A 23,934-nucleotide genomic window follows, 5' to 3' on the forward strand; every position below is an offset into this window, starting at 1 on the left:
CATGAGCTTTGCGAATCCCCCGACACGGTGAGCAAATGCCGGTGGCCCGTTGTCCTGTTTCACGAACATGACGTCACGCGCGCAGCCGACGCAGCCACTGCCGAGTCTTGCCCCGCAGCGGTTGGAGCGTCTTGCCGAAGAGCGCCGACAACGCACGGCGCCGCTGCGGGATGCGCCATGCGAAGCCATCCTGGATCGCGTACTGGCAGGGATTGCAGAACCCGCAGGGACGTCCGTCGCGCGTGGGCGAATGACAGAACCATGTCATCGCCATGACGTCGTTCCAGCCGCTTTCACGCACGTGCGCGAGCGTTTCGAGTTTGTCGGTGTTGAACAGTGGTAACGAAAACCCGCCGAAGATCGTGCCGATCGGAGTGCGAAGGTGCGCGTCCTCCACGCGATAAGTGTCCAGGCCATGCGCGTCGCGCGCCCGGCCGACGAATTCGTGCATGACGCCATGCGCGCCGTGGATGGTCTTTTCCAGCGACAACTCGACACCCTGCACATCGAACTGCTTCGCGAACCGCGCGAGGAATGCGTACTGATCGCCGATGCCGCGCACACGCAGGACCTGCGCGAACGCCGCCTCGATGACGGGGTCGGGTTGCACCTCGTCCAGGCGCACGACGCGCGTCGGCAACAATCGCGCACGCGTTGCCGGATGGTGCTCGGCGAGCCACGCACGCATGCGATCCATCGCGCGCACTTCCATCGACGCCGAAGCGCGCTGCGCGTCGTACAGGTACCAGGGCTCGACGGACCGTTCGAGTTCGAGCAACAACACGAGCAATCGGTACGTCGAATCCCACCCCCCGGTCCACAGCAACGGCACGGGCGACTCGGTGGACATGGCGGCGCTCCCCTTGACGCTGCGCGTGTCCCCCGAAGAACGGACCGCGCACCGGACATGGGCCATTTGGCCGCCCGCACCGCCACCCGGTAAAGTGTCGACCCGATGGAGGGATGGCCGAGCGGTTTAAGGCACCGGTCTTGAAAACCGGCGTTGTCGAAAGACAACCGTGGGTTCGAATCCCACTCCCTCCGCCATCACCGCTTCCGCGCGCGTCACACCGCATTCCCCGCCGCATTCCCCGACGCCCAGGCCCACTGGAAGTTGTAGCCGCCGAGCCAGCCCGTGACGTCGACGACTTCGCCGATGAAATACAGGCCGGGCATGCGCTTGGATTGCATGGTGCTGGAGGAGAGTTCGTCGGCGTCGACGCCGCCGAGGGTGACTTCGGCGGTGCGGTAGCCTTCGGTGCCGCTGGCGACGAGTGCGAAGTCACCGATCACCTGCGCGATCTCGCGCAGTTGCGGGCCGTTGAATTGTTTCATCGGGCGATTGGGCAGCCAGTGTTCGCACAATCGCTGCGCGAAGCGTTTCGGCAGCACGTCGCCGAGCACGGTCTTGAGTTCCGCCGCGGGGCGGTCGCGTTGCCATTGCTGCAACGCCTCCAGTGCGTCGCGGCCGGGCAACAGATCGAGGCGCAAGTCGTCGCCGGGTTGCCAGAAGGACGAGATCTGCAGGATCGATGGACCACTGATGCCGCGGTGCGTGATCAGGAAATAGTTGCTGAAGCTCGTGCCGTTGCATCGTGCCGTCACCGGCAACGCGACACCGCTGAGGTCGGCGAACGGTTCCTGGTGCTTGCCGCTGAGCGTCAGCGGCACGAGGCCGGCGCGCGTGGGCAACACCGCGTGCCCGAACTGACGCGCGAGTTCGTAGCCGAACCCCGTCGCGCCCATGCTGGGAATCGACAATCCGCCGCTCGCCACGACCAGCGAAGGCGCGGAGAAACTCCCGCGCGTGGTGTGCAGGCGGAACCGGTCTTCGTCGCTCTCGCCGTGGCTGACGCGTTCGATGCTGCAACTGGTTTCCACGCGCACGGAGGCAGCGCTGCATTCGTCGAGCAGCATCTTGACGATCTGCTTCGACGAGTCGTCGCAGAACAACTGGCCAAGCTCCTTCTCGTGATAGGCGATGCCGTGGCGCTCGACCATCTCGATGAAGTGGTACGGCGTGTAACGCGCCAGCGCCGACTTGCAGAAGTGCGGGTTGGCCGACAGGTAATTGGCGGGCGTGGCGTGGATGTTTGTGAAATTGCAGCGGCCGCCGCCCGACATCAGGATCTTCTTGCCGCAACGATTGGCGTGTTCGACCACCAGCACGCGCTTGCCGCGGCGTCCGGCGGTGATCGCGCACAGCAGGCCGGCAGCGCCGCCGCCGACGATGAGGGTGTCGAAATGGGACATTGGGCTACAGTGCCAAAATGTCCTCGGCTTTGCTCGCCCGACTCGGCCTGCGCGTCCCCATCTTCCAATCCCCGATGGCGGGGGTGTCGTCGCCGGCGATGGCCGCGGCGGTGTCGGCCGCCGGTGGACTGGGAGCGTTGGGCGTCGGTGCGATGACGGCGACGCAGGCGCGCGAAGCGATCGGCGCGACGCGCGCGCTCCATTGCGGGCCGCTCAACGTCAATGTCTTCGTGCATGGCCCGCGCGCGCGGATGCCGCGAAGGAAGCGGCGTGGTGTGCGCGAATGGCGCCGGAGTTCCGGCGTTTCGATTGCAGCCCGCCAAACACGTTGCGCGAGATCTACACCTCGTTCCTTGTCGACGACGCGACGCTCGCCACGCTCGTCGACGTGCGCCCGGAAGTCGTCAGCTTTCACTTCGGTTTGCCGACGCAAGCGCAGCGCGATGCACTGCACGCCGCCGGCATCGTGCTGATCGCGACAGCGACTAGCCTGCCCGAAGCACGCATGATCGAAGCCGCGGGCCTGGATGCCATCGTCGCGCAGGGTTTCGAAGCCGGCGGGCATCGCGGCGTCTTCGATCCGGACGCGCATGACGGATGCCTCGGCACGATGGCGCTGGTGCGCAGCCTCGTGGACGCGGTCGGGCTGCCCGTCATCGCAGCCGGCGGGATCATGGACGGCGCCGGCATCCGCGCGGCGTTGTCGCTCGGCGCATGCGCGGCGCAGCTCGGCACCGCATTCATCGATACCGACGAGTCGTTGGCGGACGCGGGCTACCGCGCGCGCCTGCACTCCGAGGCGGCGCACCACACCGTCATGACGCGCGCGATTTCGGGCCGCCCGGCGCGGTGCCTGGCGAACGACTTCACGCGCATCGGCGCCGATGTGCCCGACACCGCCATCCCCGACTATCCGATCGCCTACGACGCGGGCAAGGCGCTGGCCAAGGCCGCGCAAGCCGCGGGCCAGGCGGGCTACGGCGCGCAATGGGCGGGGCAGGGGGCGCCGCTGGCGCGCAGGATGTCCACGGGGGCATTGATGGATGTCCTGAGCGCCCAACTGCCGTAGGATGTGCGCACAGTTCCGGGACCAAGGGCCCTCGAAATGGGCCACAGGATCGAGCGGAGCGGCGGACAGATGGTCCGCGTCACGTATTTTGGCGAAGTCGGTTTCGGCGAACGCACCGAAGCCATCCAGTCCGCGGCCAGCCTCATGGCGCAGGCGGGCTGCCACCAACTCCTCGTGGATTTCTCCAACGCGCGCGTGTTCGAGGAAGGGCAGACCGCGCGTGCGGACTACCTCGCGCGCATGATCGTCGCGCCGTGGCCGGACCACACGCGCATCGCACCGTTGAACGCACCGCAGTCGGCGCTTTTTCCCGGGCAGATCGGCGGCGCCGTGCGCGGCATCGAAGTCCGCGGATTCTTCGTGGAGCGTGAAGCCATCGATTGGCTGGTCGGCATCGCGCCGACGCGCGATCAGTCTGCGCCGTCCGCCTTGGGCTGAACGCGCGGCGGAAGCGTCAGTCCATCCATCGGGTGCTGGAACCGCCGTACTGCCTGGTGATACGCGGCGAGGCTCGCACGCAACCGCGGGCCCCATGCGCCCATGCTGTCGCGCAAGCTGCGGTTTTCCGCGATCGCCGTTTCGAGGCGCTGCGTGGTGGAGTGCGCGTCGTGCGCGTACTCCCGCTGGTTCGGGAGTTTCATGTGATCGGCCTGCCGTTCGAGCTGCACGGAGGCCCAAGGTCAGCGGAAACCATTCACTTACCGCTGTGCACCTTGGTTATACGCCCCCGGCGCGGGGCGATGTGACGGCCCCCGTCACGTGTCGCGGCGCGGGCCCTTTCGGCGACTGCGGCTCTTTTCGGCGAGCGCTTCGTAGTGCTTGCGCAACGTATCGAGCTCGTCTTCTTCCAGTTCTTCGAGATCGAGCAACGCGTTGCTCGCCGAACGATGCGAGCGCAACAACTCGTCGAGCTTGATCTGCATCGCCTCGGTGTCGCGGTTCTGCGTGTTCTGGATCAGGAACACCATCAGGAACGTCACGATGGTCGTGCTGGTGTTGATCACCAGTTGCCAGGTGTCGTTGAACTGGAACAGCGGGCCGGTGAGCGCCCACGCGACGATGACGCCCAGTGCGATGACGAAGCATGCAGGCGTGCCGGTGAAATGGGCGGCCTTCTTCGCGAAACGGGTGAACAGCTTGCTCCTGGCGGACATGACCGCGCCTCCTTTGCTGGATGGCGGCGAGCCTGTGCCACGGCCGGTGAACAAGGGGTGCGTACGGATGAGCCCGGCGTTGGCCCAACGGTCAATTGCGGCCGCGCGGGCGCGGCGCGAGCCTTTGCGGACCGCCATTCGTCCGTGGAGGGACCCCTCATGGCTCGCTGGAACGTTTCGAAACACACACTGTGGATCGCCGGCCTGGTCGCACTGTTCGCTTTCGCGCCAATGGTCTTCGCCGCCGACGGCGACAAGTCGACGGTCAAGGGCCTGATCACCGCGATCGACGGCGACACCGTCACCGTGCGCGACGGCAACAACGTCGATCACAAGATCACGCTGACCGACGCGACCGAAATCAAGAAGAAGGAAGGCCTGGCCGCCGTCCGCTTCGAACGCATGCAACGCAGCGCACTGATCGCGGGGTTGCCGATCGTGGCCGACCTCGTCGCGCAGGGCGACCAGTTGCAGGCCACCGCGATTTCCTTCCGCAGCGACGACATGCGCACCGCACAACAGGTGCAGGCGGGTGTCGCGCCCACCTCGACGAAGGTCGATGCGATGGGCAAGCGCATGGACGACTTCGGCAAGTACGAAGCCGTGCAGACGGCCGAAGTGATGTTCGCCTCGGGCAGCACGTCGCTTTCGGAGAAGGGCAAGGCCGACCTGATGTCGCTGGCGACGAAGGCGAAGGAAATCCAGAACTACGCCGTCGTCATGCAGGGCTTCACCGATTCCACCGGTGATGCCGCCGCGAATGAACGCCTGAGCAAGCGCCGCGCCGAAGCGGTCGCGAACTTCCTGCAGCGCCAGGGCGGACTGCAGCCGGGTCGCGTCACCGCCGGCGACGGCATGGGCGTTGCGCCGGACGCGGGCTCGGGCAGCAATGCCAATGCCCGCAAGGTCGTCGTGAAGCTCGTGGTCGACAAGGGCGTCGCCGGCTCGGCGAAGTAACACTTCGCGAAGCAGCGGCGATCGTTCTGCATCGAAGCCCCGTGCAGCGCGGGGCTTCGCTGTGCGCGGGAGGCATGCGTTACCCTGCGCGCGATGTCTTCCGATCGATTCCCCGACACGCCCGCGCATCCGGCGCGGCGCAGGTTCGTGCAAGGCCTCGCGGCCGTCGGCGCGTGCGCCGGGCTCGGCGCGTGGCCGTCGCGTGCGTCCGTCGGCGCGATGCGGCAGGCCACGCTGAGTGGCACGCAGTTCGACCTGGCCATCGGTGAGATACCGGTGGACTTCACCGGGCGCACGCGCACCGCGGTCGCCGTCAACGGGTCCATTCCCGCGCCGCTGCTGCGCTGGAAAGAGGGCACCACGGTCCATCTGCGCGTGCGCAATGCGTTGCCGAAGGGCTCGATCCACGGCGATCGCACGTCGATCCACTGGCACGGCATCGTGTTGCCCGCGGACATGGACGGCGTGCCGGGCATCAGCTTCGGCGGCATCGGCAATGGCGAGGCCTACGACTATCGCTTCGACGTGCGCCAGGGCGGCACGTACTGGTATCACAGCCACTCGGGGTTCCAGGAGCAAGCGGGCTTGTACGGGCCGTTGATCATCGACCCGCTCGCGCCCGAGCCGTTTGCGTGGGATCGCGAACACGTGGTGATGCTGACCGACTGGACGGACCTCGATCCCTCGGCGCTGTTCTCGCGCCTGAAGAAGATGCCGGGCCACGACAACTACGGGAAGCGCACGGTCGGTGACTTCCTGCGCGATGCCAGGCGCGACGGTTGGTCGAAGACGCTGGAAGACCGCCGCATGTGGGGCGCGATGCGCATGACGCCGACGGATTTGTCGGACGTCAATGCGCACACCTACACGTACTTGATGAACGGTGCGACCTCGCTCGCCAACTGGACGGGCGTGTTCCGCCACGGCGAGAAGGTGCGGCTGCGTTTCATCAACGGCTCGTCGATGACGTACTTCGACGTGCGCATTCCCGGATTGAAGATGACCGTCGTGGCGGCGGACGGGCAGTACGTGCACCCGGTGACGGTCGATGAATTCCGGATCGCCGCGGCGGAGACGTTCGATGTGATCGTCGAACCGGCGGGGCAGGACGCGTTCACCATTTTCGCGCAGGACATGGGGCGCACGGGATTCGTCAGCGGCACGCTCGCCGTGCGTGACGGCTTGCGTGCGCCCGTGCCCTCCGTGGACCCGCGCGCGATCCTGACGATGGCGGACATGGGGCATGGCGGTGCGATGTCGCAGGACATGGCCGGCATGGACCACGGCGCGATGGACCATGCCGCGATGGGCCACGCGATGCCGCAGTCCCAGCCGCATCCGGCCAGCGAAACCCACAACCCCTTCGTCGATATGCAGGCGACCTCCCCGACGCCGCGTCTCGACGACCCCGGCATCGGCCTGCGCGACAACGGCCGCACGGTGCTCGCCTACGGTCAGTTGCGCAGCTTGTTCGACGACCCCGACGGGCGCGATCCCGGGCGCGAGATCGAATTGCACCTGACGGGCCACATGGAGCGCTTCGTGTGGGGCTTCGACGGGAAGAAGTTTTCGCAGGCGGAGCCGCTGCGATTCAATTACGGCGAGCGGCTGCGCATCGTGCTGGTGAACGACACGATGATGACGCACCCGATCCACCTGCATGGCATGTGGAGCGACCTGGAGGACGCCGACGGCGCGTTCATGGTGCGCAAGCACACGCTCGACATGCCGCCCGGCACGCGCCGCGGTTATCGCGTCACCGCCGATGCGATGGGCGCGTGGGCGTACCACTGCCACCTGCTGTTCCACATGGAAGCGGGGATGATGCGCGAAGTGCGGGTTGAGGCATGAGGGCGCTCGCGGTCGCCGCCGCATTGCTGGCCTCCGGCAATGCATACGCGCAGCACCACGCGCATGCGGAAACGGCGCACGACGACACCGTGCAGTCGTACGTGTTGCTCAACCGCCTCGAAGGCTTCGACGCCGACCACGGCGCCGGCCTGGAATGGGAAGCGCAGGCGTGGATCGGCACGGACACCGACAAGGTCTGGCTGCGCTCGGAAGGCGAGCGTGTCGACGGGCGCACGGAGAAGGCCGGCCTCGAGGCGCTCTATGGCCGTCCCGTCGCGCGTTGGTGGGATCTCGTCGCCGGCGTGCGCCACGATTTCAAACCGGGCGCGTCGCAGGATTGGGCGGCGATCGGCGTGACCGGCGTGGCGCCCTACAAGTTCGAGGTCGAGGCCACCGCGTATCTTGGCGGCGGCGGCCGCACCGCTGCGCGCATCGAAGCCGAATACGACGTGCTGCTGACCAATCGCCTGATCCTGCAGCCCCTGGTCGAAGCGAACCTGTGCGGCAAGGACGACCCGCGGCGCGGGATCGGTGCGGGGCTGTCCACCCTCGAGGCCGGGCTGCGCTTGCGCTACGAAGTACATCGCCAGTTCGCGCCCTATGTCGGTGTCGTTTACGAGCGTGCGCATGGTGCCACTGCGGACTTCCGCCGCGCGGCGGGCGAGGGCGCCAGCGACACGCGCGTGGTGTTCGGCATCCGGGCGTGGTTCTGACGGCCAGTATTTCTACTGGGGCGATGGCGCGTGGAATTGCGGTGGCTGGCTGGCGCCACCGGCCGCATTGTGGCGGCAGGTCCCCAGGAGGTCGGACATGCGCACGTCCCACGTTTTGTTCTCCATCGTGCTTGCCCTGGCGTGCGGCGGTGCGATCGCGCAGTCCGCCGCGCAAGCCCCTGCGGACACCGCCGCCAAGCGCCCCGGCGACACCGCGAAGAGCTGGCAGATCGCGTTCGACCGCACGGCGAAGTCCGACGGGCAGATCCGCTTCCTCGTCTGGCAGAACGACCAGGACGCGCCGACGGAAATCGCGATCCCCGTCGAACTGGGGCAGACCGAAAACAGCCTCGCGCTGGAGACGCGCCAGCAGTTCCGCGAGATCCTCGGCGTGAAGGACTTCGAAACCAACAACAAGAAGAACGTCGTCTTCGTCCGTGCCAAGCACGGCGAGCGCCGGTTCACCGTGCAGGTCGCTGCCAACACCGCGGAAAACGTGCAGATCGATCTCTACGCGCGTTGACCCGCGATGGATCCCAAGCACATCGTCATCCTCGCGTTCCAGCTGAGCATCGTCTGCACGGTGCTCGGCTTCGGGCTGCATGCGACGAAGCTGGACCTGCTGTACCTGTGGCATCGGCCGAAGTTGCTGCTTCGATCGATTTTCGCGGTGATGATCGTGATGCCGATCGTTGCCGTGCTGATCGAGCGGCTGTTCGACTTCCGGCCGACGACGGAGCTCGCGCTGGTCGCGTTGGCGCTCTCGCCCTTGCCGCCGCTGCTGCCGGGCCGCATGGATCGCGCGGGCGGCGAGCATGCCTATACCGTGGCGCTGTTGGTCACCTTGTCGTTGCTGGCGATCGTTGCGATCCCGTTGTCGGGCGCGTTGCTCGGCTGGTTGTTCGATCGCCAGTTCCAAGTGTCGATGGGCGCCATCGCGCGCACGGTGTTGATCCTGATCGTGGCGCCGCTGGTCATCGGCGTGTTCATCCGGCGGCGCATGCCCGCATTGGCCGCGCGACTGTCGCCCATCGTGCGGCGCGTGGCGAACATCCTGTTGCCCTTGTCGGTCGTCGTATTCCTGGCCGCGGCCTGGCGCGGCATCTGGGCAGCGGTCGGCGACGGCACGATCTTCGCCATCGCGTTGTTCGTCGGCATCGGCCTCGCGGTGGGGCATTGGTTCGGCCGGCCCGAGCGCGGGCACTCGATCGTGCTCGCGCTGGCGAGCGCATGCCGGCACCCGGCGATCGCGCTGACCATCGCGTCGGCGAACTTCCCCGACCTGCATTTCGGCGGCACGATCCTGCTCTACGTGCTCGTCTCCGCACTCGTCGGCATGCCGTACGTGTTGTGGCAGCGCCGCGCGGAATGCCCGCCGACGCCGAAGCTCTAGACGCCGATGCCCGATTCTGCGATGCGCTCGTCTTCGTATTCGACGAAGCGATCGAGCTTGAACGTATCCAGCCTGAACCTCTCCGTTGCCGCGGAGAAGGCCATCGTCGCGAGCACGCGTTCGGGCGATTGCGCCCACGGGGCGACGTAGCGCGGGCCCGCGATCAAGCCGCTCTCGCGGAACGGCGCCAGCGTGATCACGTCCGCCGAATTGACGCGCCCGCAGAACAACATCCGCAGGATGTCCGCGCGGCCTTCGTGCAGGGCCTTGCAGATGAACAGGTGCACCATGATGACGCCTTCGAGGTACGCGCCGTCCTTCGTGAAGCAGACTTTGCCGCGGACGTCGCCGCCGCGGAACACGCGCGCCGCGCTGCGATAGCTTTCGACTTCGCTCTGGCCGGCGTCGAGGAACGTGCGGAAGACCTCCATGAAGTCGGCGCCCTGCAGGGCCTGGCCCACCGCGACGATGCGCAGCGCCACGCGCCGCAGCCGTTGCAGGTCGATCGCCCCGGTGATGATTTCCGAATACGTCGCCAGGCCTTCCTGCGTGCGCGTGGTGCGCGGCGAACCGACGCCGAGCGATTTCACGTGCGGCTGGTGCTTGCCGTTGAGCAGCGTTGCGCTATGGATGAAGGCTTCGTGCTGGACGAGTTGCTCGACGTCGAGCTCGGAGAACATCGCGGTCGCGCGCAGCGTGATGCGCTTGCTGCCGGCCGCGGCCTTCGACGCGAGATCGGGGTCGAGGACGACCTCCACCTTGTCGTCGGTGAAGAACGGATCGATGCGTTCGCGGATGCGGTCGGCGAACTGCGCGGCCGTCATCGTCGCGGGCGTCTCGGGGATCAGACGCGCGTCGATCAGGTGATCGGTGGTGGCAAGCATGTCGCGCGCGGCGTCGTCCGACGTCACGTCCTGCGATTCGTATTTGGTATCCGGCCGACCATAGAGCAGGGTGGAGCAGCGCGTGAATTCCGGCGTGCCGATGCCGCGCAGCATCTGCGCCGCGACGCGGTAGCTCCAGGCGGTCTTCCACAGCCAATGGCCGATGGGGTGGCCGCGGTCGATGCCGCGCATGATCGCGTCGAGCTCGGCGACCTCGTCGTTCAACGCTTGGGGTGTCGTCGTGGGCACGGGCAACTCGGGCCTGCCCGCGCGCAGGCCGTCCAGGAAACGCGTCTCCATCCACGCCGGCCAGCCGATCGCATCGAGCACGCGGATCTTGCGACCGACCTTGACGATCGCCGCATCCGCGGCGAACAGACGTTCGAGTGCGGGGTCGGCGAGCGCGGCGTTCATTCCGGTTGCCTGAGCCAGCGATACAGGCCGCCGCCGATCACGCCGCCGATGATCGGCACGACCCAGAAGAACCACAGTTGTTGCAGCGGCACGCCGCCGGTGAACAACGCCACGCCCGTCGAGCGCGCGGGGTTCACGGAGGTGTTGGTCACCGGAATGCTGATCAGGTGGATCAGCGTGAGCGCCAGGCCGATGGCGAGCGGCGCGTTGCCCGCGGGCGCTTTCGGATCGGTGGCGCCCATGATCACGACGAGGAACATGCCGGTCATCACCAACTCGGTGAGCAGGGCCGCGACCATCGAGTAACCACCGGGCGACATCTCGCCGAAACCGTTGGTGGCGAACGTGCCCGCCGCGCTCGGATCGATCACGACGTCCGCGCGCCCGTGCGCGATCTGCCACAGCACGAAACCCGCGAGCACCGCGCCCAGGGTTTGCGCGACCCAATACGGAACCAGCTCGCGTGCGGGAAACCGACCGCCGGCCCACAAGCCCGCGCTCACTGCCGGGTTGAAGTGCCCGCCCGAGATATGCCCGAGCGCATACGCACCGGTGAGCACGGTGAGGCCGAAGGCGAGCGACACGCCCAGCAACCCGATGCCCAGCGGATTGCCGTCGCCGCCGAAGTTCGCCGCGAGCACCGCGCTGCCGCAGCCCCCGAGGACGAGCCAGAAGGTGCCGATGGTTTCCGCGAGCAGACGCTTGAGCATGGCCGGTCTCCTAGAACGTGATCGTGCCCGTGATCAACACGGGGTTGCCTTCCAGACGATTCTCGACATCGAACTCGTACAACCAGCGGGCGGAAAACTCGACCTTGCCCGTCTTGTAGGTGGCGATCGGCCCGATCGCGAGCGATTGGCCCTTGAAGCCGTTGAGGCGATCGGCCGTCGGGCCGGTGTCGTCTTCCAGTTGTTCGATCCATCCGCCGGCGGCGCCGAAGCCCCATCCGCTCCTGGTCCTCTTGATCAACAACGCATCCACGCGGAAAACCGCGCCATTCTGGTAATCGGTCGCCGTGTTCTCGGTGTAGAAATCCATCGCGGCGAGCGTGGTGAACTCGAGCGTGCCGGCCTGGCCGAGTTGCGTGTACGCGACGGTCGGCGAGAACGACCAATTGTTGAGGCTGACGTTGGCGAGCTTGTCGGGGTCGTAGGATCCCGTCGGCGCGCTGATGTAGAGCGCCAGCGACATGTGCTTGGTCTGGCTGAAGTGGCGGCTGGCGATGACCGGCACGATCGTCATGTCGAACAAACCGCTGTCGCTGTCGTCGGTGGACAAACCGATCCGGCCGATGCGCAGGTCCGCGCCGACGTCGACCTTCGCGAACGGGACGGCGACGGCGCTGGCGTAATTCCAGCGGCCTTCGCCCGTCGGCCATACGTACAGGCCTGTGAAGCTGAGCAGGCTGAATTGCGCATCGACGCCGATCGCCGTGCTGCGGCCGATGGGCGTTTCGCGCTGGCCGCCGATCTGCCCGGAGTAGTACGCATACCCGATCGCGAGATTGAATCCCGGCGTCGGCGGAACCACGCCTGCATAGGATTGCCCCTGCAGGCCGGTGATCGGCTTGCCGAGCCCGCCTTCGGTGGCGTGTGCGGGCACGCAGGCAAAGGCGGCCACGAGCGCGGCGACGAGGGGGAGGGAACGCGCGCTCGGCATTCGTGATCCGACGACGACGGGAAGAGCCCGTATCGTCGCCGCCCGCGGCCGCATGCCGCAGCCCGACTTCTACGGAATCGGCCTCAGTACTTCTACCGATGGCACGGGCACCGGGAAGCGCACGTCGACGCGCGTGCCGCCGCGCGGGCCGTTGCCGAAATCCAGGCGGCCGCGCAGCGAGCGCGCGCGTTCGGCCATGCTGATCATCCCCAGGCCGGTCTTCGGTGTATCGGCGCGATCGTCCGGCAACCCGCGGCCATCGTCCTCCACGCGCAGCAAGCCCCAGCCCGCGCGGTCGCGCCGCAATTCGATGCGCACCTGGCGTGCGCCGGCATGTTTTTCCACGTTGTGCAGCGCTTCCTGCGCGATGCGGAACAGGTCGAGCTTCTGCGGCTCGGTGAGTTCGAACGATTCGTCGGTTTCGCATCGCACGTGCAGGTCGTCACGCGAATGGCTGGCGCACAGGCCTTCGAGCGATGCGGCCAGGCTGGTGTATCGAAGCATGCTGGGATGCAGTTCGTGCGAGAGGCGGCGGATGTCGTCCGATACGCCCAGCAGGCGATCCTGCAGCCCTTCGATGCGGTCGCGCGCCGTGGCATCGCTGCCGCGCTTGAGCGTGCTCAGTTCGATGGAGATCGCGGCGAGCGATTGGTTGACGTCGTCGTGCAGGTCGCGCGCGATGCGACTGCGTTCGTTTTCCTGCATGTTCATCGCGCGGCGCGCGAGCTGGCTGAGCCGTTCGCCGGAATCGCGCAGCGCTTCGCTGGATTCGCCGCGCTGGTCGCGCAACGCGGTGAGCAACAACAGCACGACGCTGGTGCCGACGCTCCACCATTGCAGGTGCGACAGCGTGGCGCCCGGGATCTGATGCACGAGCGGGCCGATGCCGAGCGAGGTGAGCAGCAGGCAGCCCAGCCAGATCGGCACCCATGCCAGGCGCGTCCATGCGGTGCCGAGCGCGTGGTCGGACCACAACATCAACATCACTGGCGCGAGCAGCAGCACCGGGAAGGCGTCGCCAGTGCCGAACGGCGAGACCCACAGCACGACGATGCCGAGGGCGCCGACCAGGAGGATCGTCGATTGCCAGCCGTGCTGCGGCGATTCGCGCGGCGCATCCTGCGCGAGCCGGATCACGCCGGTGAAGGCGGGCACGACGATCAGATAGCCGATGCTGCGCGCGAGCATGTCGCCGCTTTCGGGCATCGGCATCGCACTCATGCCGAGTTGCGAGGTTGCCGCGTGTGCCCAGGCGCCCCCCGCGACGGGCAAGGCGACGCCGCACAGCAGCAGGAACTTCACCGGATCGCAGCCCGTCGGCGAGATGCGGCCATCGCGGGCCGGATGCAGCAGCCAGGTCGCGACCACCACCAGCGCGAATTCGCCCATCAACACGACGCAATGCGGCAGCAGTTCGCGCTCCATGCCGATGCACGCGACCGCGCTGCCGAGCAGTGCGGCGCCGTAGACCACGGCCCAGCGGGCGCCGGGGGTCGCGAGCAGGCCGCACATCAGGATCGCGCCGGGCAGCCAGGCGGCCTGCGCAAGGAACGACGCCGCCCAGGGCGCCATCGTCATCGATTGGCCGAGTGCCCCCGCCACGGCGACGGCCGCGGGGATGCCCCAGCCGGTGCGCGCAACGTCGTGGTCCATTGCGAATCCCGGGCATTTTCAGCTTCGTGTACTCCCCGTACACGCACGTTTCAATGACCGAAGGTCACTCCTCCGACGGATGGGCCCCGTCACGCGATCTGAACGCTTTCGACGCGACCCTCACGGTGCGCAGGGGGCACGCATCGGACCTTTGAAGGGGGCCGTGATGGACGCTGCGAACTCCTCAGAACGCGCGCGGGTCTTGCTCGCAGACGACCATGTGCTCGTCGCCCAAGGCATCGAGATGCTGCTGCTCGAGTGCTTCTGCAACATCCGGATCGTGAGTGACGGACAGTCGCTCGTCGACGAAGTGCGTCGCGATCCGCCCGACGTCATCGTTTCCGACATCAGCATGACCGGAATGAGTGGGCTGGATGCGATGCGCGCGTTGCGCGGCGACGGCATCGAGGTGCCGTTCGTGTTCCTCACGATGCACGCCGATCCGGAGCTGGCGGCCGAAGCGATCGAAGGCGGTGCGAGTGCGTACGTGCTGAAGTCGTCGGCGGGCGAGGAGTTGGTGCGGGCGATCTTCGAGGTGCTCGCGGGGCGCACGTACGTGACGCCGACGTTGGCCGCGCGCACCATCCGCGCGAGTGCGCATCGGGCGCACGGGGGGCAGTCGGCTGCGCGGTCGATGCCGGATGCGGCGCTGACGCAGAAGCAGCGGGAGATCCTGGCGCGCGTGGCGCAAGGCCTGCGGTCGAAGCAGATCGCCTTCGAGCTCGGCCTGTCGGTGCGCACGGTGGAGTCGCACAAGTACGCGATCATGCAGGAGTTCGGCGTGCACAGCACCGTCGAACTCGTACGCAAGGCCGCGCACGCGGGGCTGATCGCGATCGACGCACCGCCCTGAGCTACTGACCGGCCACAGTAGTTTTACGTGGCGCTTTTCAGTCGTTTTCACGATGGTCGGCGCGCGCGCGCGCCTTCACGCTGTGGGGATGAACGGGGCTCCGTACCGGGTGCGGGTGTTGTTGGCCGAGGACAGTCCGGTCGTGGCGCGGCAGTTGCGGGCGTTGCTGGCGCAGGAGTTCGAGGTCCTCGGGCTGGTGACCGATGGCGACGCCATCCTGGGCGCGCTGGATGCGCTGCAGCCCGACGTGCTGGTGACCGATATCTCGTTGCCGGGGCTCGACGGCATGCAGGCCGCCGAGCTCGCGTTGCGGCGCTTGCCGCGGTTGCGCGTGGTCTTCATCACCGTGCACGACGAGCCGGCGCTGGTCGCGAAAGCCAAATCCCTGCCACGCACGGCGTACGTGCTGAAAGCCGATGCCGGGGATGCGTTGAACGCCGCGGTCGAGGAGGTGATGGCGGGGCGTTGGTATGCGTCGGCATCGCTCGACCGCCACGCCACCCGGCGTTGAGCGCACCAGTAGAAATACTGAGGCCACCGACCGTGTAAACCCCGTTGTGCGGGTTGTGCGGCGACCGGAAGCTGGACCGACCATGCTCCCGGTCGATCCCGAGAAATACAAGACGGCCGACGACGTATCGGTCGAGTTGTCCGCGCGCCGCACGGGCATGAGTTTCCAGCGCACGCGCATGAGCGCCGATCGCACGCTGATGTCGGTGATCCGCACGTCGCTCTCGCTCATCAGCTTCGGCTTCACGATCTACCAGGTATTCACGCATTGGCTCGAACAACCGGGCGCGCGCCTCGCGCGCGAAGCGCCGCGCAATTTCGGCATCGCGCTGGTGATGGTGGGGACGTTGCTGCTGTTGGCCGGCATCGCCTACCACGTGCGCTACATGACGCAGTTGCGCCAGGAGCGCACGCAGATGATCCGCGACGGCCTCATCCACGGGCAGAGCGAGTATCCGATTTCGCTGACGCTGATCTGCGCGGTCGTCCTGCTGCTCATCGGCTTGTTGGCGATCGCCAGCATGGTCTTCGACGTTCAACCGTTCGGATAAAGGAGCCACGATGAAAGCGCTCGCCCCCCTGATGTTGACCGCGTTGCTCGCCGGTTGCGCATCGACGCCCGACGTGACGGTCGACCACGATCCGTCGGCCGATTTCACCCGCTACCACACGTACTACTGGGCGCAGGAGCCGCAAATCACCAATCCGCTGGCGAAGCAGCGGATCCTCGCGGGAATCGATGCGCGCATGGCGGCGAAAGGCTTCACGCGCCAGGAAGGCAGCGGGGACATCGCCATCGTCGGCAACGTCGCCACGAGCGAGAAGCAGACGCTCGATACGTTCTACACGGGCACCGGCATGGGCGGTTGGGGCTGGGGGCCGGGGTGGGGCGCGTACGGCGCGATGGGCAGTTCGACGACGCGCGTGAACACCTACACGGTCGGCACGCTCGTGCTCGACATGTTCGATCCCTCGACGAAGAAAGCGGTGTGGCGCGGCGTGGCCAGCGGCACGGTGCCCGATTCTCCGGAGAAGACGGAAGCCGCGGTCAATTCGGCGCTCGACAAGATGTTCGCGTCGTTCCCGCCGGGAACCGCCGCGAAATGAACGCACGGCCCGCGATGCGTCCCGCGGCGCCCGAGGGAATGGTGTGGATTCCGGCGCGCACGTTCCGGATGGGATCGGATCACCATTACCCGGAGGAAGCGCCGGCGCATCGCGTGGCGGTCGACGGGTTCTGGATCGATGCATCGCCGGTGACGAATGCGCAGTTCCGCGCGTTCGTCGATGCCACCGGTTACGTCACCATGGCCGAAGTGCCGCCGAAGGAAGAGGACTATCCCGGCGCGTTGCCGGAGATGCTGGTGGCGGCGTCGGTCGTCTTCGTCCCGCCGCCGCATCGCGTGTCGCTGGAGGATCACTATCGCTGGTGGCAATTCGTTCCCGGCGCCGATTGGCGGCATCCGCAAGGGCCGCATTCGTCGATCGAGGGCAAGGACGACCATCCGGTCGTGCATGTCGCGGCGCACGATGTCGATGCGTACGTCGCCTGGGTCGGCAAGGCGTTGCCGACGGAAGCCGAATGGGAATGCGCGGCGCGCGGCGGGCTCGACGAGGCGGAGTTCGCGTGGGGCGAGGAGTTCGCGCCGCACGGACTGCATCGCGCGAACACGTGGCAGGGCGAGTTCCCGTGGCAGAACCTGGCGCAGGACGGGTACATCGGCACGTCGCCGGTCGGTGCCTATCCGGCGAACGGCTACGGCCTGTCCGACATGATCGGCAACGTGTGGGAATGGACCGCCGATTGGTATCGCCCGCGGCACCCGGCCGAAGCGCAGAAGGCCTGCTGCATTCCCGAGAATCCACGCGGCGGCCCGGCGGAGGCGAGCTTCGATCCCGCGCAGCCGCAACTGAAGATCCCGCGCCGCGTGATGAAGGGCGGTTCGCACCTGTGCGCGCCCAATTATTGCCGGCGTTACCGGCCCGCCGCGCGCATGGCGCAGCCGGTCGACACGTCGACCTCGCACCTCGGCTTCCGCTGCGTGTCGCGCAGCTGAGGATGCACGCATGGAGGCGCTCTTCCGCGAAGTGAGCCAGCACATCGCGCTGGCGCTGGAAGCGATCTCCGTCTTGATGATCGCCATCGGCGCCGTCGAAGCGCTGGTGCGCATCGTCGTTCCCCTGGTGCGCAACCTGGCGTCGCAGGGGCGGCGGCGCGCGGCCTGGCTCAGTCTGGCGCGATGGTTGTTGCTCGGGCTGGAATTCATGCTCGCGGCCGACATCGTGCGCACCGCGATCGCACCGACGTGGGACGACATCGGCAAGCTCGCCGCGATCGCCGTCATCCGTACGTTCCTCAACTTCTTCCTCGAACGCGACCTGGACGCCGCGGCGCGCGAAGGCGCGAAGGACGCTCCGGAGGTCGCATGAGCACGCAACCGACTTCGAACGAACTGGCCGCCTCGCGCACGGGACTGGCCGACCTGCGCTCGCACCTGGCGAACGAACGCACGCACCTGGCGTACCTGCGCACGTGCGTGTCGCTGATCGGGTTCGGGATCACGTTGAACCGCTTTTCGGTGTTCCTCCAGCAAAGCGACAAGCTGCAGGCCGGGCAGTCCTTCGGCGCACTGCGCGATACGCAGAACGTGGGCGTCGGCATGGTGCTGCTCGGCATCGCGCTGGCGCTGTGGTCGTTGTATCGGTACAAGCACGTCAACACGGACATTCGCAACGCGAGTTTCCGCTCGCTCGATCGCGCGGTGGTGGTGATGACGCTGGTGTTCCTCCTCATCGGTTGCGTCACCGCCGCGTGGTTGTTCCATGTCTGAGTTGCCGTCCTGGTCGGATTCGGCGGCGCGGCGGGCGATCGTCGATTTCGTGCGGCGGACCACGACGCCGGGCGGTCCCGATTTCGTCGCGCCTGCCGAGCGGATCGCGGTGTTCGACAACGACGGCACGCTGTGGTCCGAACAACCGATGTACTTCCAGTTCCTGTTCGCGCTGGATCGTGTGCGCGCACTGGCCGGTGCGAATCCGGAATGGGCGACGACCACGCCGTTCAAGTGGGTGCTCGACGGCGACATGAAGGCGTTGGCGGCATCGGGCGAGAAGGGGCTGATGCCGATCGTGGCCGCCACGCACGCGGGGATGACGACGGACGCCTTCGGCGAGATCGTGCGCGAATGGATGGCGCAGGCGCGGCACCCGACGACGCGCAAGCCCTATCACGCCATGGTTTTCCAGCCCATGCAGGAGTTGATGGCGTACCTGCGCGCGAACGGTTACGGGACGTGGATCGTGTCGGGCGGTGGCCAGGAGTTCCTGCGCGCGTGGGTCGAAAGCGTGTACGGCGTTCCCCCGCAGCAGGTGATCGGCAGCTACGCCGGGCTGCATTACGAGGGCGGCGACGCGCCTTCCATCCTGAAGACCGCGCAGCCGGAACTGGTGGACGACCATGCGGGCAAGCCGGTCGGCATCCAGCGTTTTTCCTCGGCCGGCGTCCGGTCATGGCGTTCGGCAACTCCGACGGCGATTTCGAGATGCTCGAATGGACGACGAGTGGTCCAGGCCCGCGTTACGCCGCGTTGCTGCATCACACCGATGGCGTGCGCGAATTCGCGTACGACCGCCAATCGTCGGCGGGCATGCTCGCCCGCGGGCTGGACGAAGCCCCCGCGCGCGGATGGACCGTGATCGACATGGCGCACGACTGGGAGGTCGTGTACCCGGGCGCGCACTGACATGATCTCCGACAGCTTCTCCCTGTTGCGCGGCGGGCCGGTGTATCGGTTGTTGCATTGGCTGGGCGCATTGCGCGCGGGCGTGCCGACGGCGCCATTGGTGTTGGGCGTCCTGGTGCTCGTGTCGTTCGTGCCGTTGATGGTGTTCGCCGGGATGGACGGCATGCTGTGGCCGTCCGCCGATCGCATCGCGTTGCTTGGCGACCACGCGGTGATCGCACGATTGCTGGTCGCGGTGCCGATCCTGGTCCTCGGCGCCAGGCCGTGCGATGAAGTGCTGCATTCGGCGGTTCGATACATCGGGCGATCGGGGCTCATCGAAAAATCCTCGCGCGAGGCGTTCGACAGGCTCGTGCACCATGGCCACGCGCTGCGCGATTCGTATGCGCCCGAAGCGATCTGCGCGCTGATCGCGGTGTTGTCGGCGTTCTCGACCGATGCGCGCTTCTCGCATGTGCCGGGCTTCACGCATTGGGCGACGGAGGGTGGGGCGCTGACGAAGGCGGGCGAGTGGTTCGCGATCGTGTCGGCGCCGGCGTTCCGGTTCGTCGCGCTGGTGTGGGTGTGGCGGTTCGCGTTGTGGTCCTATTGGTTGTGGCGCTTCTCGCGCTTGCGGTTGGCCTTGTTTGCCGCGCATCCGGATGGCGCGGGCGGCCTGGGGTTCTTCGGGCCGGGGCAGGCGTGGTTCGCGATCCTCACCCTCGCCGGCAGCACGATCCTCTGCGGCAACGCGCTGGTGCAGATGGAATATGCGCACGTGCCGCTGCAGTCGTTCCAGTGGGAACTGCTGGGCTGCGTGGCGGGCAGCGTGGCGGTGGTGTTCGCGCCGCTGCTGTTCCTGATGAAGCCCCTGGTGCGCGCGCGGCGGCACGGAATGCACGCGCTCGGTGTGCTGGGGCAGGCGGCGTCGCGTGCGTTCGCGGCGCATTGGGACCAGGCCGACGTCGCGCGTTCGGGCGAGTCGCTGCTCGAAAGTCCCAATCCGTCCGCGATCGCCGACTTCACCGCGATGTACGGCACGGCCCGCACGATGGCGGTGATTCCCGTGAACAAACTCTCGCTGCTCAGCGTGGCGCTGGCGTCGGCCCTGCCGATCGTGCCGCTGGTGCTGCATGCGGTGTCGATCGACGAGTTGCTGCGGCGGCTGCTCGGCGCGCTCGCGTGACGCTGGCCGTCGCCCAAGGCGCGCTTCGTTGGCTCGAGTGTTCCCACCCGCTCCGGAGGCGCGCATGACCAACCATGTCTACAAGGCGATCGAACTGACCGGCTCGTCGACGACCGGCACGGACGACGCCGTACGCAACGCGATCGAACGCGCCAGCAAGACGGTGCGCAGCCTCAAGTGGTTCGAGATCATCGAGACCCGCGGCCACGTCGAGGATGGGCGCGTCCAGCACTGGCAGGTGACGATCAAGGCCGGATTCACGCTCGAGGATTGAGCGGACCAGGCTCGCCGCCGCAGATCTCGTAGTGCACGACGGTGGGCTCGAATTCCAGCAGGAAGTCGCGGTCCTCGGGGTAGTACTTCGCCACCGCGATGTCGTCGCCCGCGAACGCGGCGATCGCCTCGCGCGAGGTCCAGTGCGTCATCGTGATGAAGTGCGCGATGTCGCCTTCGATCCGGCGCAGCAACCAGACGCCGGCATTGCCGTCGATGCGGCGGTAGTCGGGAATGGCGCGCGCCTCGAGGAACGCGAGGTAGTCATCGGCGCGGTGCGCGGCGGTGCGGCCATGCCACATGCGGACGATCATCGGCGGGGCTCCTTGCGGTGTCGGGGCCATTCTCGCGCAGGTCGCTACCGGTGTTCATCTTGCGCCCCTTGATTCGCGGGGCCGGACGCGGTGGGATAGCGGCAGGGGAAAGCACTTTTTCGGGGGCGGGATGTTGGATCGGAATCTGGTGCGCGGCCTGGTGGTCGCGCTGGTGGCGGCGTGCGCGACGTTGGGCCAACCGCGGGCGCAGGCGGACAACGCGACGCCGGCCGCGCCGGCGTGGCAGGACTATCTCAAGCGTTCGACGATCGAGCGCGTGCAGATCTCGCCCGACGGTACGCGCCTTGCGGTGGCGCAGCGCGACGGCGACAGCACGGTCGTGACGATCCGCGACGCAGCGACGCTCGCCACGCTCAAGCGATTCGAAACCGGCGATGGCGGAGAGGTCGAACGCCTGTCGTGGATCGACGACAAGCGCATCCTCGTCGCGGTCAACCGCGTGATGAAGAAGTACAACGTCTCGTTCTCGGACCCGACGCTGGCGATCATCACGGTCGACGATTTCTCGCGCTACGTGCTGCCCGCCAACTTCCTGGCGACGATCGACGGCGACGTGGAGCATCTGCTGGTCATCCAGTGCTCCAACTACGGCGAAGGCGGGTGCGTCGGTGCCGTGCACAAGGTCGAGATCGGCCACACCAACCGCATGGGCGAGAAGCTCATCGACGCGCCGGACCGCGAAGCCTCGCTGCGCGCCGATCGCCATGGGCACGTGCGTTTCGCCATCGGCGTGGACGACAAGGCCAATTCGAAGCTGCATGCACACAAGGGCAACGACACCGGCTGGACGCTGGTGAACGACAGCACGCAGACCGGCCTGCACGTGTGGCCGCTCGGCGTGGACTCCGCCGGCGAATTCGCGTTCCTGGAATCCGAGCGCGAGAGCGGGCCGTCGGTCGTCGAGCGTTACGACTTCGGCACCGGTGCACGTACCGAGGTGTATCGCGACGCGGTGTCGGATGTGGTCACCACCATCGACGCGTTCGACGGCGAAACGCCGCTGGGCGCGTACTACGGGCCGACCGCGCCGCGGCCGGTGTTCTGGAACACGCAGCATCCCGATGCGCAGGCGATCGAGCAGATCGTGCGTGCGTTCCCGGGGCGCATGATCGGCGTCACCAGCGCGTCGCGGGATCGCTCCAAGGCGATCGTGCTGGCCAGTGGCGATCGCGATCCGGGATCGTGGTATCTGTTCGACCGCACCACCAAGAAGGCGAAGCTCATCGCCCGTGCGCGCAGCTGGCTGCCCGAGGCGCAGTTGCCGAAGACGCGCGAAGTGGTGGTGCAGGCGCGCGACGGCAAGACGCTTTACGGCGTGCTGACGTTGCCGCCCGACGGCCGCGAGAAGGATCTGCCGATGGTCGTCGTTCCGCACGGCGGCCCGCATGGGGTGTACGACAGCGCGTCGTTCGATTCCGAAGCGGGCCTGCTCGCGAGCCAGGGCTATGCGGTGCTCCGCGTGAACTATCGCGGCTCGGGCGGTTACGGCAAGCAGTTCGAGCAAGCCGGCTGGCGCCAGTGGGGCCGCGCGATGCAGGACGACGTGACCGACGCGACGAAGTGGGCGATCGGGCAGGGCATCGCCGACGGCAAGCGCGTGTGCCTGTACGGCGCGAGTTACGGCGGTTACGCGGCGCTGATGGGCGGCGTGCGCGAGCCGGGCTTGTATCGCTGCGTGGCCGGTTACGCGGCGCCGTACGACCTGGCCAAGATGTACAAGTGGGGCAGCATCCGCCGCAGCGACCTGGGCCTGGACTACCTGGAGAAGGTGCTCGGCAAGGACAAGGCGGACCTCGCGTCGCGTTCGCCCGCGCAGAATGCCGCGGCGATCAAGGTGCCGGTGTTCATCGCGCACGGGCGGCTGGATGCGCGCGTCGACGTGGCGCACTCGCGCAAGATGGTGAAGGCGTTGAAGGAGGCGGGCGTCGACGTCGAGTTCCAGGAATACATGCGCGAGGGCCATGGCCTCAACCTCGACGAGGACGAGCGCGATTTCTACACGCGCTTGCTGGCGTTCCTCGCGAAGCACACGACGCCACAATGATCGACGGAAACTTCCACCGCTGATCCGCGACTCCGCTTTCGGGAGAATGCTGACCGGTTTCGCACGACCCTTCTTTCGCATCGGCATAGGCTGGTGCGAAAGGAGGTAGTCAGGGATGACGATCCGCGTATTCGTGGTCGACGATCAGGTCATCGTACGCACCGGGATGTGCATGATTCTCGGTGGTGTGCCGGAAGTGGAAGTGGTGGGCCAGGCGGAAAGTGGCGAGGACGCCCTGCCGCAACTGCGCAAGCTGCGGCCCGACGTGCTGGTGTGCGACGTGCACCTGCCGGGCATCAGCGGGCTGGAAGTCACCGAGCGCGTCGTGCGTGGCGGTTACGGCACGCGCGTCATCGTGGTTTCCGCGGTGCAGGACGGGCCGTTGCCGCGGCGCGCGCTCGAGGCGGGCGCATCGGCATATGTCGGCAAAAGCCATGACTCGAGCGAATTGCTGCGCGCGTTGCAGGATGTCGCGCACGGACGGCGTTACCTCGCGACCGGCATCGCGCAACAGATCGCATTGGCGAAGATCGACGGCAGCCACGGCACGCCGTTCGACACGTTGTCGCCGCGCGAACTGGAAGTGGCGATGTTGCTGGTGCGCGGGCTGCGGCAGGAAGACATCGCGCGGCGCCTGAGCCTGAGCGCGAAGACGATCAACACGCACAAGTCGCGCTTGTTCGACAAGCTGGGCATCCGCGACCCCATCGCGCTGGCGCGGGTGGTGAGCCGGTACGGGATGAGCGATCCGGCGCTGGCGTGGTAGCCCTGCGCCCTCCCCTGCGTGCAGGGGAGGGCGGGGTTGGGTTACGCGTTGCGGTGTTCCTGCTTCGCGTCTTCCGCGGCGTCGGCGGCGGCTTGCGCCGGGTCGGCCGACGGCATCGCATCGAACAAGCCCGGGGTCGCCGGCACATTCGCCGCGACCTGTTCCTGCTGGAACTCCTGCTGGAACTCCTGCTGGTCGACGTACGCATCGGCCTGTGCATCGGCCTGCGCTTCGGCCTGCGCTTC

Annotated in this window: 29 protein-coding genes, 1 tRNA gene and 1 pseudogene; 21 read left to right on the forward strand and 10 right to left on the reverse strand. The window is 67.3% G+C overall.

Features of this window, described 5'->3' with window-relative positions:
• Nucleotides 1-73: 73 nt before the first annotated feature.
• Nucleotides 74-850: a hypothetical protein gene (locus LF41_RS08345; protein ID WP_036168429.1), complete on the reverse strand. Its 777-nt coding sequence runs from the start codon at nt 848-850 to the stop codon at nt 74-76.
• Between the two features lie 107 nt (nt 851-957).
• Between LF41_RS08345 and LF41_RS08350 the strand changes: the two genes are divergently transcribed.
• Nucleotides 958-1,047: transfer RNA gene (locus tag LF41_RS08350), tRNA-Ser, on the forward strand.
• 18 nt (nt 1,048-1,065) lie between these two features.
• Here LF41_RS08350 and LF41_RS08355 read toward each other — a convergent pair.
• Nucleotides 1,066-2,253: a BaiN/RdsA family NAD(P)/FAD-dependent oxidoreductase gene (locus tag LF41_RS08355; protein WP_036168431.1), complete on the reverse strand. Its 1,188-nt coding sequence runs from the start codon at nt 2,251-2,253 to the stop codon at nt 1,066-1,068.
• A 74-nt stretch (nt 2,254-2,327) separates the two neighbouring features.
• Here LF41_RS08355 and LF41_RS17370 point away from each other — a divergent pair.
• The 3 genes and pseudogenes from LF41_RS17370 to LF41_RS08365 form a co-directional block, all read left to right on the forward strand.
• Nucleotides 2,328-2,501: pseudogene (locus tag LF41_RS17370) on the forward strand (nitronate monooxygenase); the annotation flags it as partial.
• A 35-nt stretch (nt 2,502-2,536) separates the two neighbouring features.
• On the forward strand, nt 2,537-3,322 hold the full coding sequence (locus LF41_RS17125; protein ID WP_272913782.1) for an NAD(P)H-dependent flavin oxidoreductase: 786 nt from the start codon (nt 2,537-2,539) through the stop codon (nt 3,320-3,322).
• A gap of 36 nt (nt 3,323-3,358) precedes the next feature.
• The gene (locus tag LF41_RS08365; protein ID WP_152599952.1) at nt 3,359-3,760 is read left to right on the forward strand and encodes a hypothetical protein; all 402 of its coding nucleotides are present in this window, start codon (nt 3,359-3,361) and stop codon (nt 3,758-3,760) included.
• Here the strand turns inward: LF41_RS08365 and LF41_RS08370 are convergent.
• Nucleotides 3,733-3,963, reverse strand: a complete 231-nt coding sequence (locus tag LF41_RS08370) for a hypothetical protein (protein ID WP_152599953.1) — start codon at nt 3,961-3,963, stop codon at nt 3,733-3,735. The two genes, LF41_RS08365 and LF41_RS08370, sit on opposite strands and share 28 nt — an antisense overlap.
• A gap of 114 nt (nt 3,964-4,077) precedes the next feature.
• On the reverse strand, nt 4,078-4,476 hold the full coding sequence (locus LF41_RS08375; protein WP_036168438.1) for a low affinity iron permease family protein: 399 nt from the start codon (nt 4,474-4,476) through the stop codon (nt 4,078-4,080).
• 159 nt (nt 4,477-4,635) lie between these two features.
• Between LF41_RS08375 and LF41_RS08380 the strand changes: the two genes are divergently transcribed.
• The 5 genes from LF41_RS08380 to LF41_RS08400 all read left to right on the forward strand — a co-directional run bounded on the left by LF41_RS08380 (nt 4,636) and on the right by LF41_RS08400 (nt 9,390).
• A complete protein-coding gene (locus LF41_RS08380) occupies nt 4,636-5,433 on the forward strand; it encodes an OmpA family protein (protein ID WP_036168442.1) in 798 nt (265 codons plus the stop codon).
• Between the two features lie 93 nt (nt 5,434-5,526).
• Nucleotides 5,527-7,284, forward strand: a complete 1,758-nt coding sequence (locus LF41_RS08385) for a copper resistance system multicopper oxidase (RefSeq protein WP_036168448.1) — start codon at nt 5,527-5,529, stop codon at nt 7,282-7,284.
• Nucleotides 7,281-7,997 (forward strand): copper resistance protein B, encoded by a 717-nt coding sequence (locus tag LF41_RS08390; protein WP_084073473.1) that lies wholly within the window; start codon nt 7,281-7,283, stop codon nt 7,995-7,997. The genes LF41_RS08385 and LF41_RS08390 overlap by 4 nt, the downstream gene beginning before the upstream one ends.
• A 97-nt stretch (nt 7,998-8,094) precedes the next feature.
• Nucleotides 8,095-8,520: a hypothetical protein gene (locus LF41_RS08395; RefSeq protein ID WP_036168451.1), complete on the forward strand. Its 426-nt coding sequence runs from the start codon at nt 8,095-8,097 to the stop codon at nt 8,518-8,520.
• A gap of 6 nt (nt 8,521-8,526) precedes the next feature.
• Nucleotides 8,527-9,390, forward strand: coding sequence for a bile acid:sodium symporter family protein (locus LF41_RS08400; protein ID WP_052116245.1), 864 nt, complete (start codon nt 8,527-8,529; stop codon nt 9,388-9,390).
• Here LF41_RS08400 and LF41_RS08405 read toward each other — a convergent pair.
• The 4 genes from LF41_RS08405 to LF41_RS16140 form a co-directional block, all read right to left on the reverse strand.
• Nucleotides 9,387-10,688, reverse strand: a complete 1,302-nt coding sequence (locus LF41_RS08405) for a peptidase MATCAP family protein (protein WP_036168453.1) — start codon at nt 10,686-10,688, stop codon at nt 9,387-9,389. The genes LF41_RS08400 and LF41_RS08405 overlap by 4 nt on opposite strands.
• The gene (gene aqpZ, locus LF41_RS08410) at nt 10,685-11,398 is read right to left on the reverse strand and encodes an aquaporin Z (RefSeq protein WP_036168459.1); all 714 of its coding nucleotides are present in this window, start codon (nt 11,396-11,398) and stop codon (nt 10,685-10,687) included. The genes LF41_RS08405 and aqpZ overlap by 4 nt, the downstream gene beginning before the upstream one ends.
• A 10-nt stretch (nt 11,399-11,408) precedes the next feature.
• Nucleotides 11,409-12,347 (reverse strand): SphA family protein, encoded by a 939-nt coding sequence (locus LF41_RS08415; RefSeq protein ID WP_036168461.1) that lies wholly within the window; start codon nt 12,345-12,347, stop codon nt 11,409-11,411.
• A gap of 69 nt (nt 12,348-12,416) precedes the next feature.
• Nucleotides 12,417-14,000: a sensor histidine kinase gene (locus tag LF41_RS16140; protein ID WP_052116246.1), complete on the reverse strand. Its 1,584-nt coding sequence runs from the start codon at nt 13,998-14,000 to the stop codon at nt 12,417-12,419.
• 166 nt (nt 14,001-14,166) lie between these two features.
• Between LF41_RS16140 and LF41_RS08425 the strand changes: the two genes are divergently transcribed.
• The 10 genes from LF41_RS08425 (at nt 14,167) to LF41_RS08470 (ending at nt 20,545) form a co-directional block, all read left to right on the forward strand.
• On the forward strand, nt 14,167-14,853 hold the full coding sequence (locus LF41_RS08425) for a response regulator transcription factor (RefSeq protein ID WP_036168463.1): 687 nt from the start codon (nt 14,167-14,169) through the stop codon (nt 14,851-14,853).
• A gap of 88 nt (nt 14,854-14,941) precedes the next feature.
• The gene (locus LF41_RS08430) at nt 14,942-15,364 is read left to right on the forward strand and encodes a response regulator (protein WP_161786942.1); all 423 of its coding nucleotides are present in this window, start codon (nt 14,942-14,944) and stop codon (nt 15,362-15,364) included.
• An 82-nt stretch (nt 15,365-15,446) separates the two neighbouring features.
• The gene (locus LF41_RS08435; RefSeq protein WP_036168465.1) at nt 15,447-15,914 is read left to right on the forward strand and encodes a YidH family protein; all 468 of its coding nucleotides are present in this window, start codon (nt 15,447-15,449) and stop codon (nt 15,912-15,914) included.
• Nucleotides 15,915-15,924: 10 nt separating this feature from the next.
• The gene (locus LF41_RS08440; RefSeq protein WP_036168467.1) at nt 15,925-16,470 is read left to right on the forward strand and encodes a DUF4136 domain-containing protein; all 546 of its coding nucleotides are present in this window, start codon (nt 15,925-15,927) and stop codon (nt 16,468-16,470) included.
• Entirely contained in the window at nt 16,467-17,420 is a 954-nt protein-coding gene (locus LF41_RS08445) for a formylglycine-generating enzyme family protein (RefSeq protein WP_036168469.1), read from the forward strand. Before LF41_RS08440 ends, LF41_RS08445 begins: the two co-directional genes overlap by 4 nt.
• Nucleotides 17,421-17,430: 10 nt before the next feature.
• The gene (locus LF41_RS08450; protein WP_036168472.1) at nt 17,431-17,793 is read left to right on the forward strand and encodes a DUF1622 domain-containing protein; all 363 of its coding nucleotides are present in this window, start codon (nt 17,431-17,433) and stop codon (nt 17,791-17,793) included.
• Nucleotides 17,790-18,194 (forward strand): YidH family protein, encoded by a 405-nt coding sequence (locus LF41_RS08455; RefSeq protein ID WP_036168474.1) that lies wholly within the window; start codon nt 17,790-17,792, stop codon nt 18,192-18,194. The genes LF41_RS08450 and LF41_RS08455 overlap by 4 nt, the downstream gene beginning before the upstream one ends.
• A complete protein-coding gene (locus LF41_RS08460; RefSeq protein WP_202594032.1) occupies nt 18,187-19,059 on the forward strand; it encodes an HAD family hydrolase in 873 nt (290 codons plus the stop codon). Before LF41_RS08455 ends, LF41_RS08460 begins: the two co-directional genes overlap by 8 nt.
• A 48-nt stretch (nt 19,060-19,107) precedes the next feature.
• A complete protein-coding gene (locus tag LF41_RS08465) occupies nt 19,108-20,271 on the forward strand; it encodes a hypothetical protein (RefSeq protein WP_036168477.1) in 1,164 nt (387 codons plus the stop codon).
• A gap of 64 nt (nt 20,272-20,335) precedes the next feature.
• Complete coding sequence (locus LF41_RS08470; RefSeq protein WP_036168479.1) at nt 20,336-20,545, forward strand: dodecin; 210 nt, start codon at nt 20,336-20,338, stop codon at nt 20,543-20,545.
• Here LF41_RS08470 and LF41_RS08475 read toward each other — a convergent pair.
• Complete coding sequence (locus LF41_RS08475) at nt 20,529-20,858, reverse strand: antibiotic biosynthesis monooxygenase family protein (protein ID WP_036168481.1); 330 nt, start codon at nt 20,856-20,858, stop codon at nt 20,529-20,531. The genes LF41_RS08470 and LF41_RS08475 overlap by 17 nt on opposite strands.
• Nucleotides 20,859-20,988: 130 nt before the next feature.
• On the opposite strand from LF41_RS08475, the gene LF41_RS08480 reads away from it, so the two are divergent.
• Together LF41_RS08480 and LF41_RS08485 are read left to right on the forward strand one after the other, a co-directional pair.
• Nucleotides 20,989-22,923, forward strand: a complete 1,935-nt coding sequence (locus LF41_RS08480) for a S9 family peptidase (protein WP_052116249.1) — start codon at nt 20,989-20,991, stop codon at nt 22,921-22,923.
• Nucleotides 22,924-23,038: 115 nt separating this feature from the next.
• Entirely contained in the window at nt 23,039-23,689 is a 651-nt protein-coding gene (locus LF41_RS08485) for a response regulator (RefSeq protein WP_036168483.1), read from the forward strand.
• A gap of 41 nt (nt 23,690-23,730) precedes the next feature.
• Here the strand turns inward: LF41_RS08485 and LF41_RS16970 are convergent.
• Nucleotides 23,731-23,934, reverse strand: a 204-nt coding sequence (locus tag LF41_RS16970; RefSeq protein ID WP_036168485.1) for a hypothetical protein, incomplete at its 5' end; no start/stop codon positions are given.

The organism is Lysobacter dokdonensis DS-58 (assembly GCF_000770795.1).
In the GTDB taxonomy this organism is placed as follows: Bacteria; Pseudomonadota; Gammaproteobacteria; order Xanthomonadales; family Xanthomonadaceae; genus Noviluteimonas; species Noviluteimonas dokdonensis.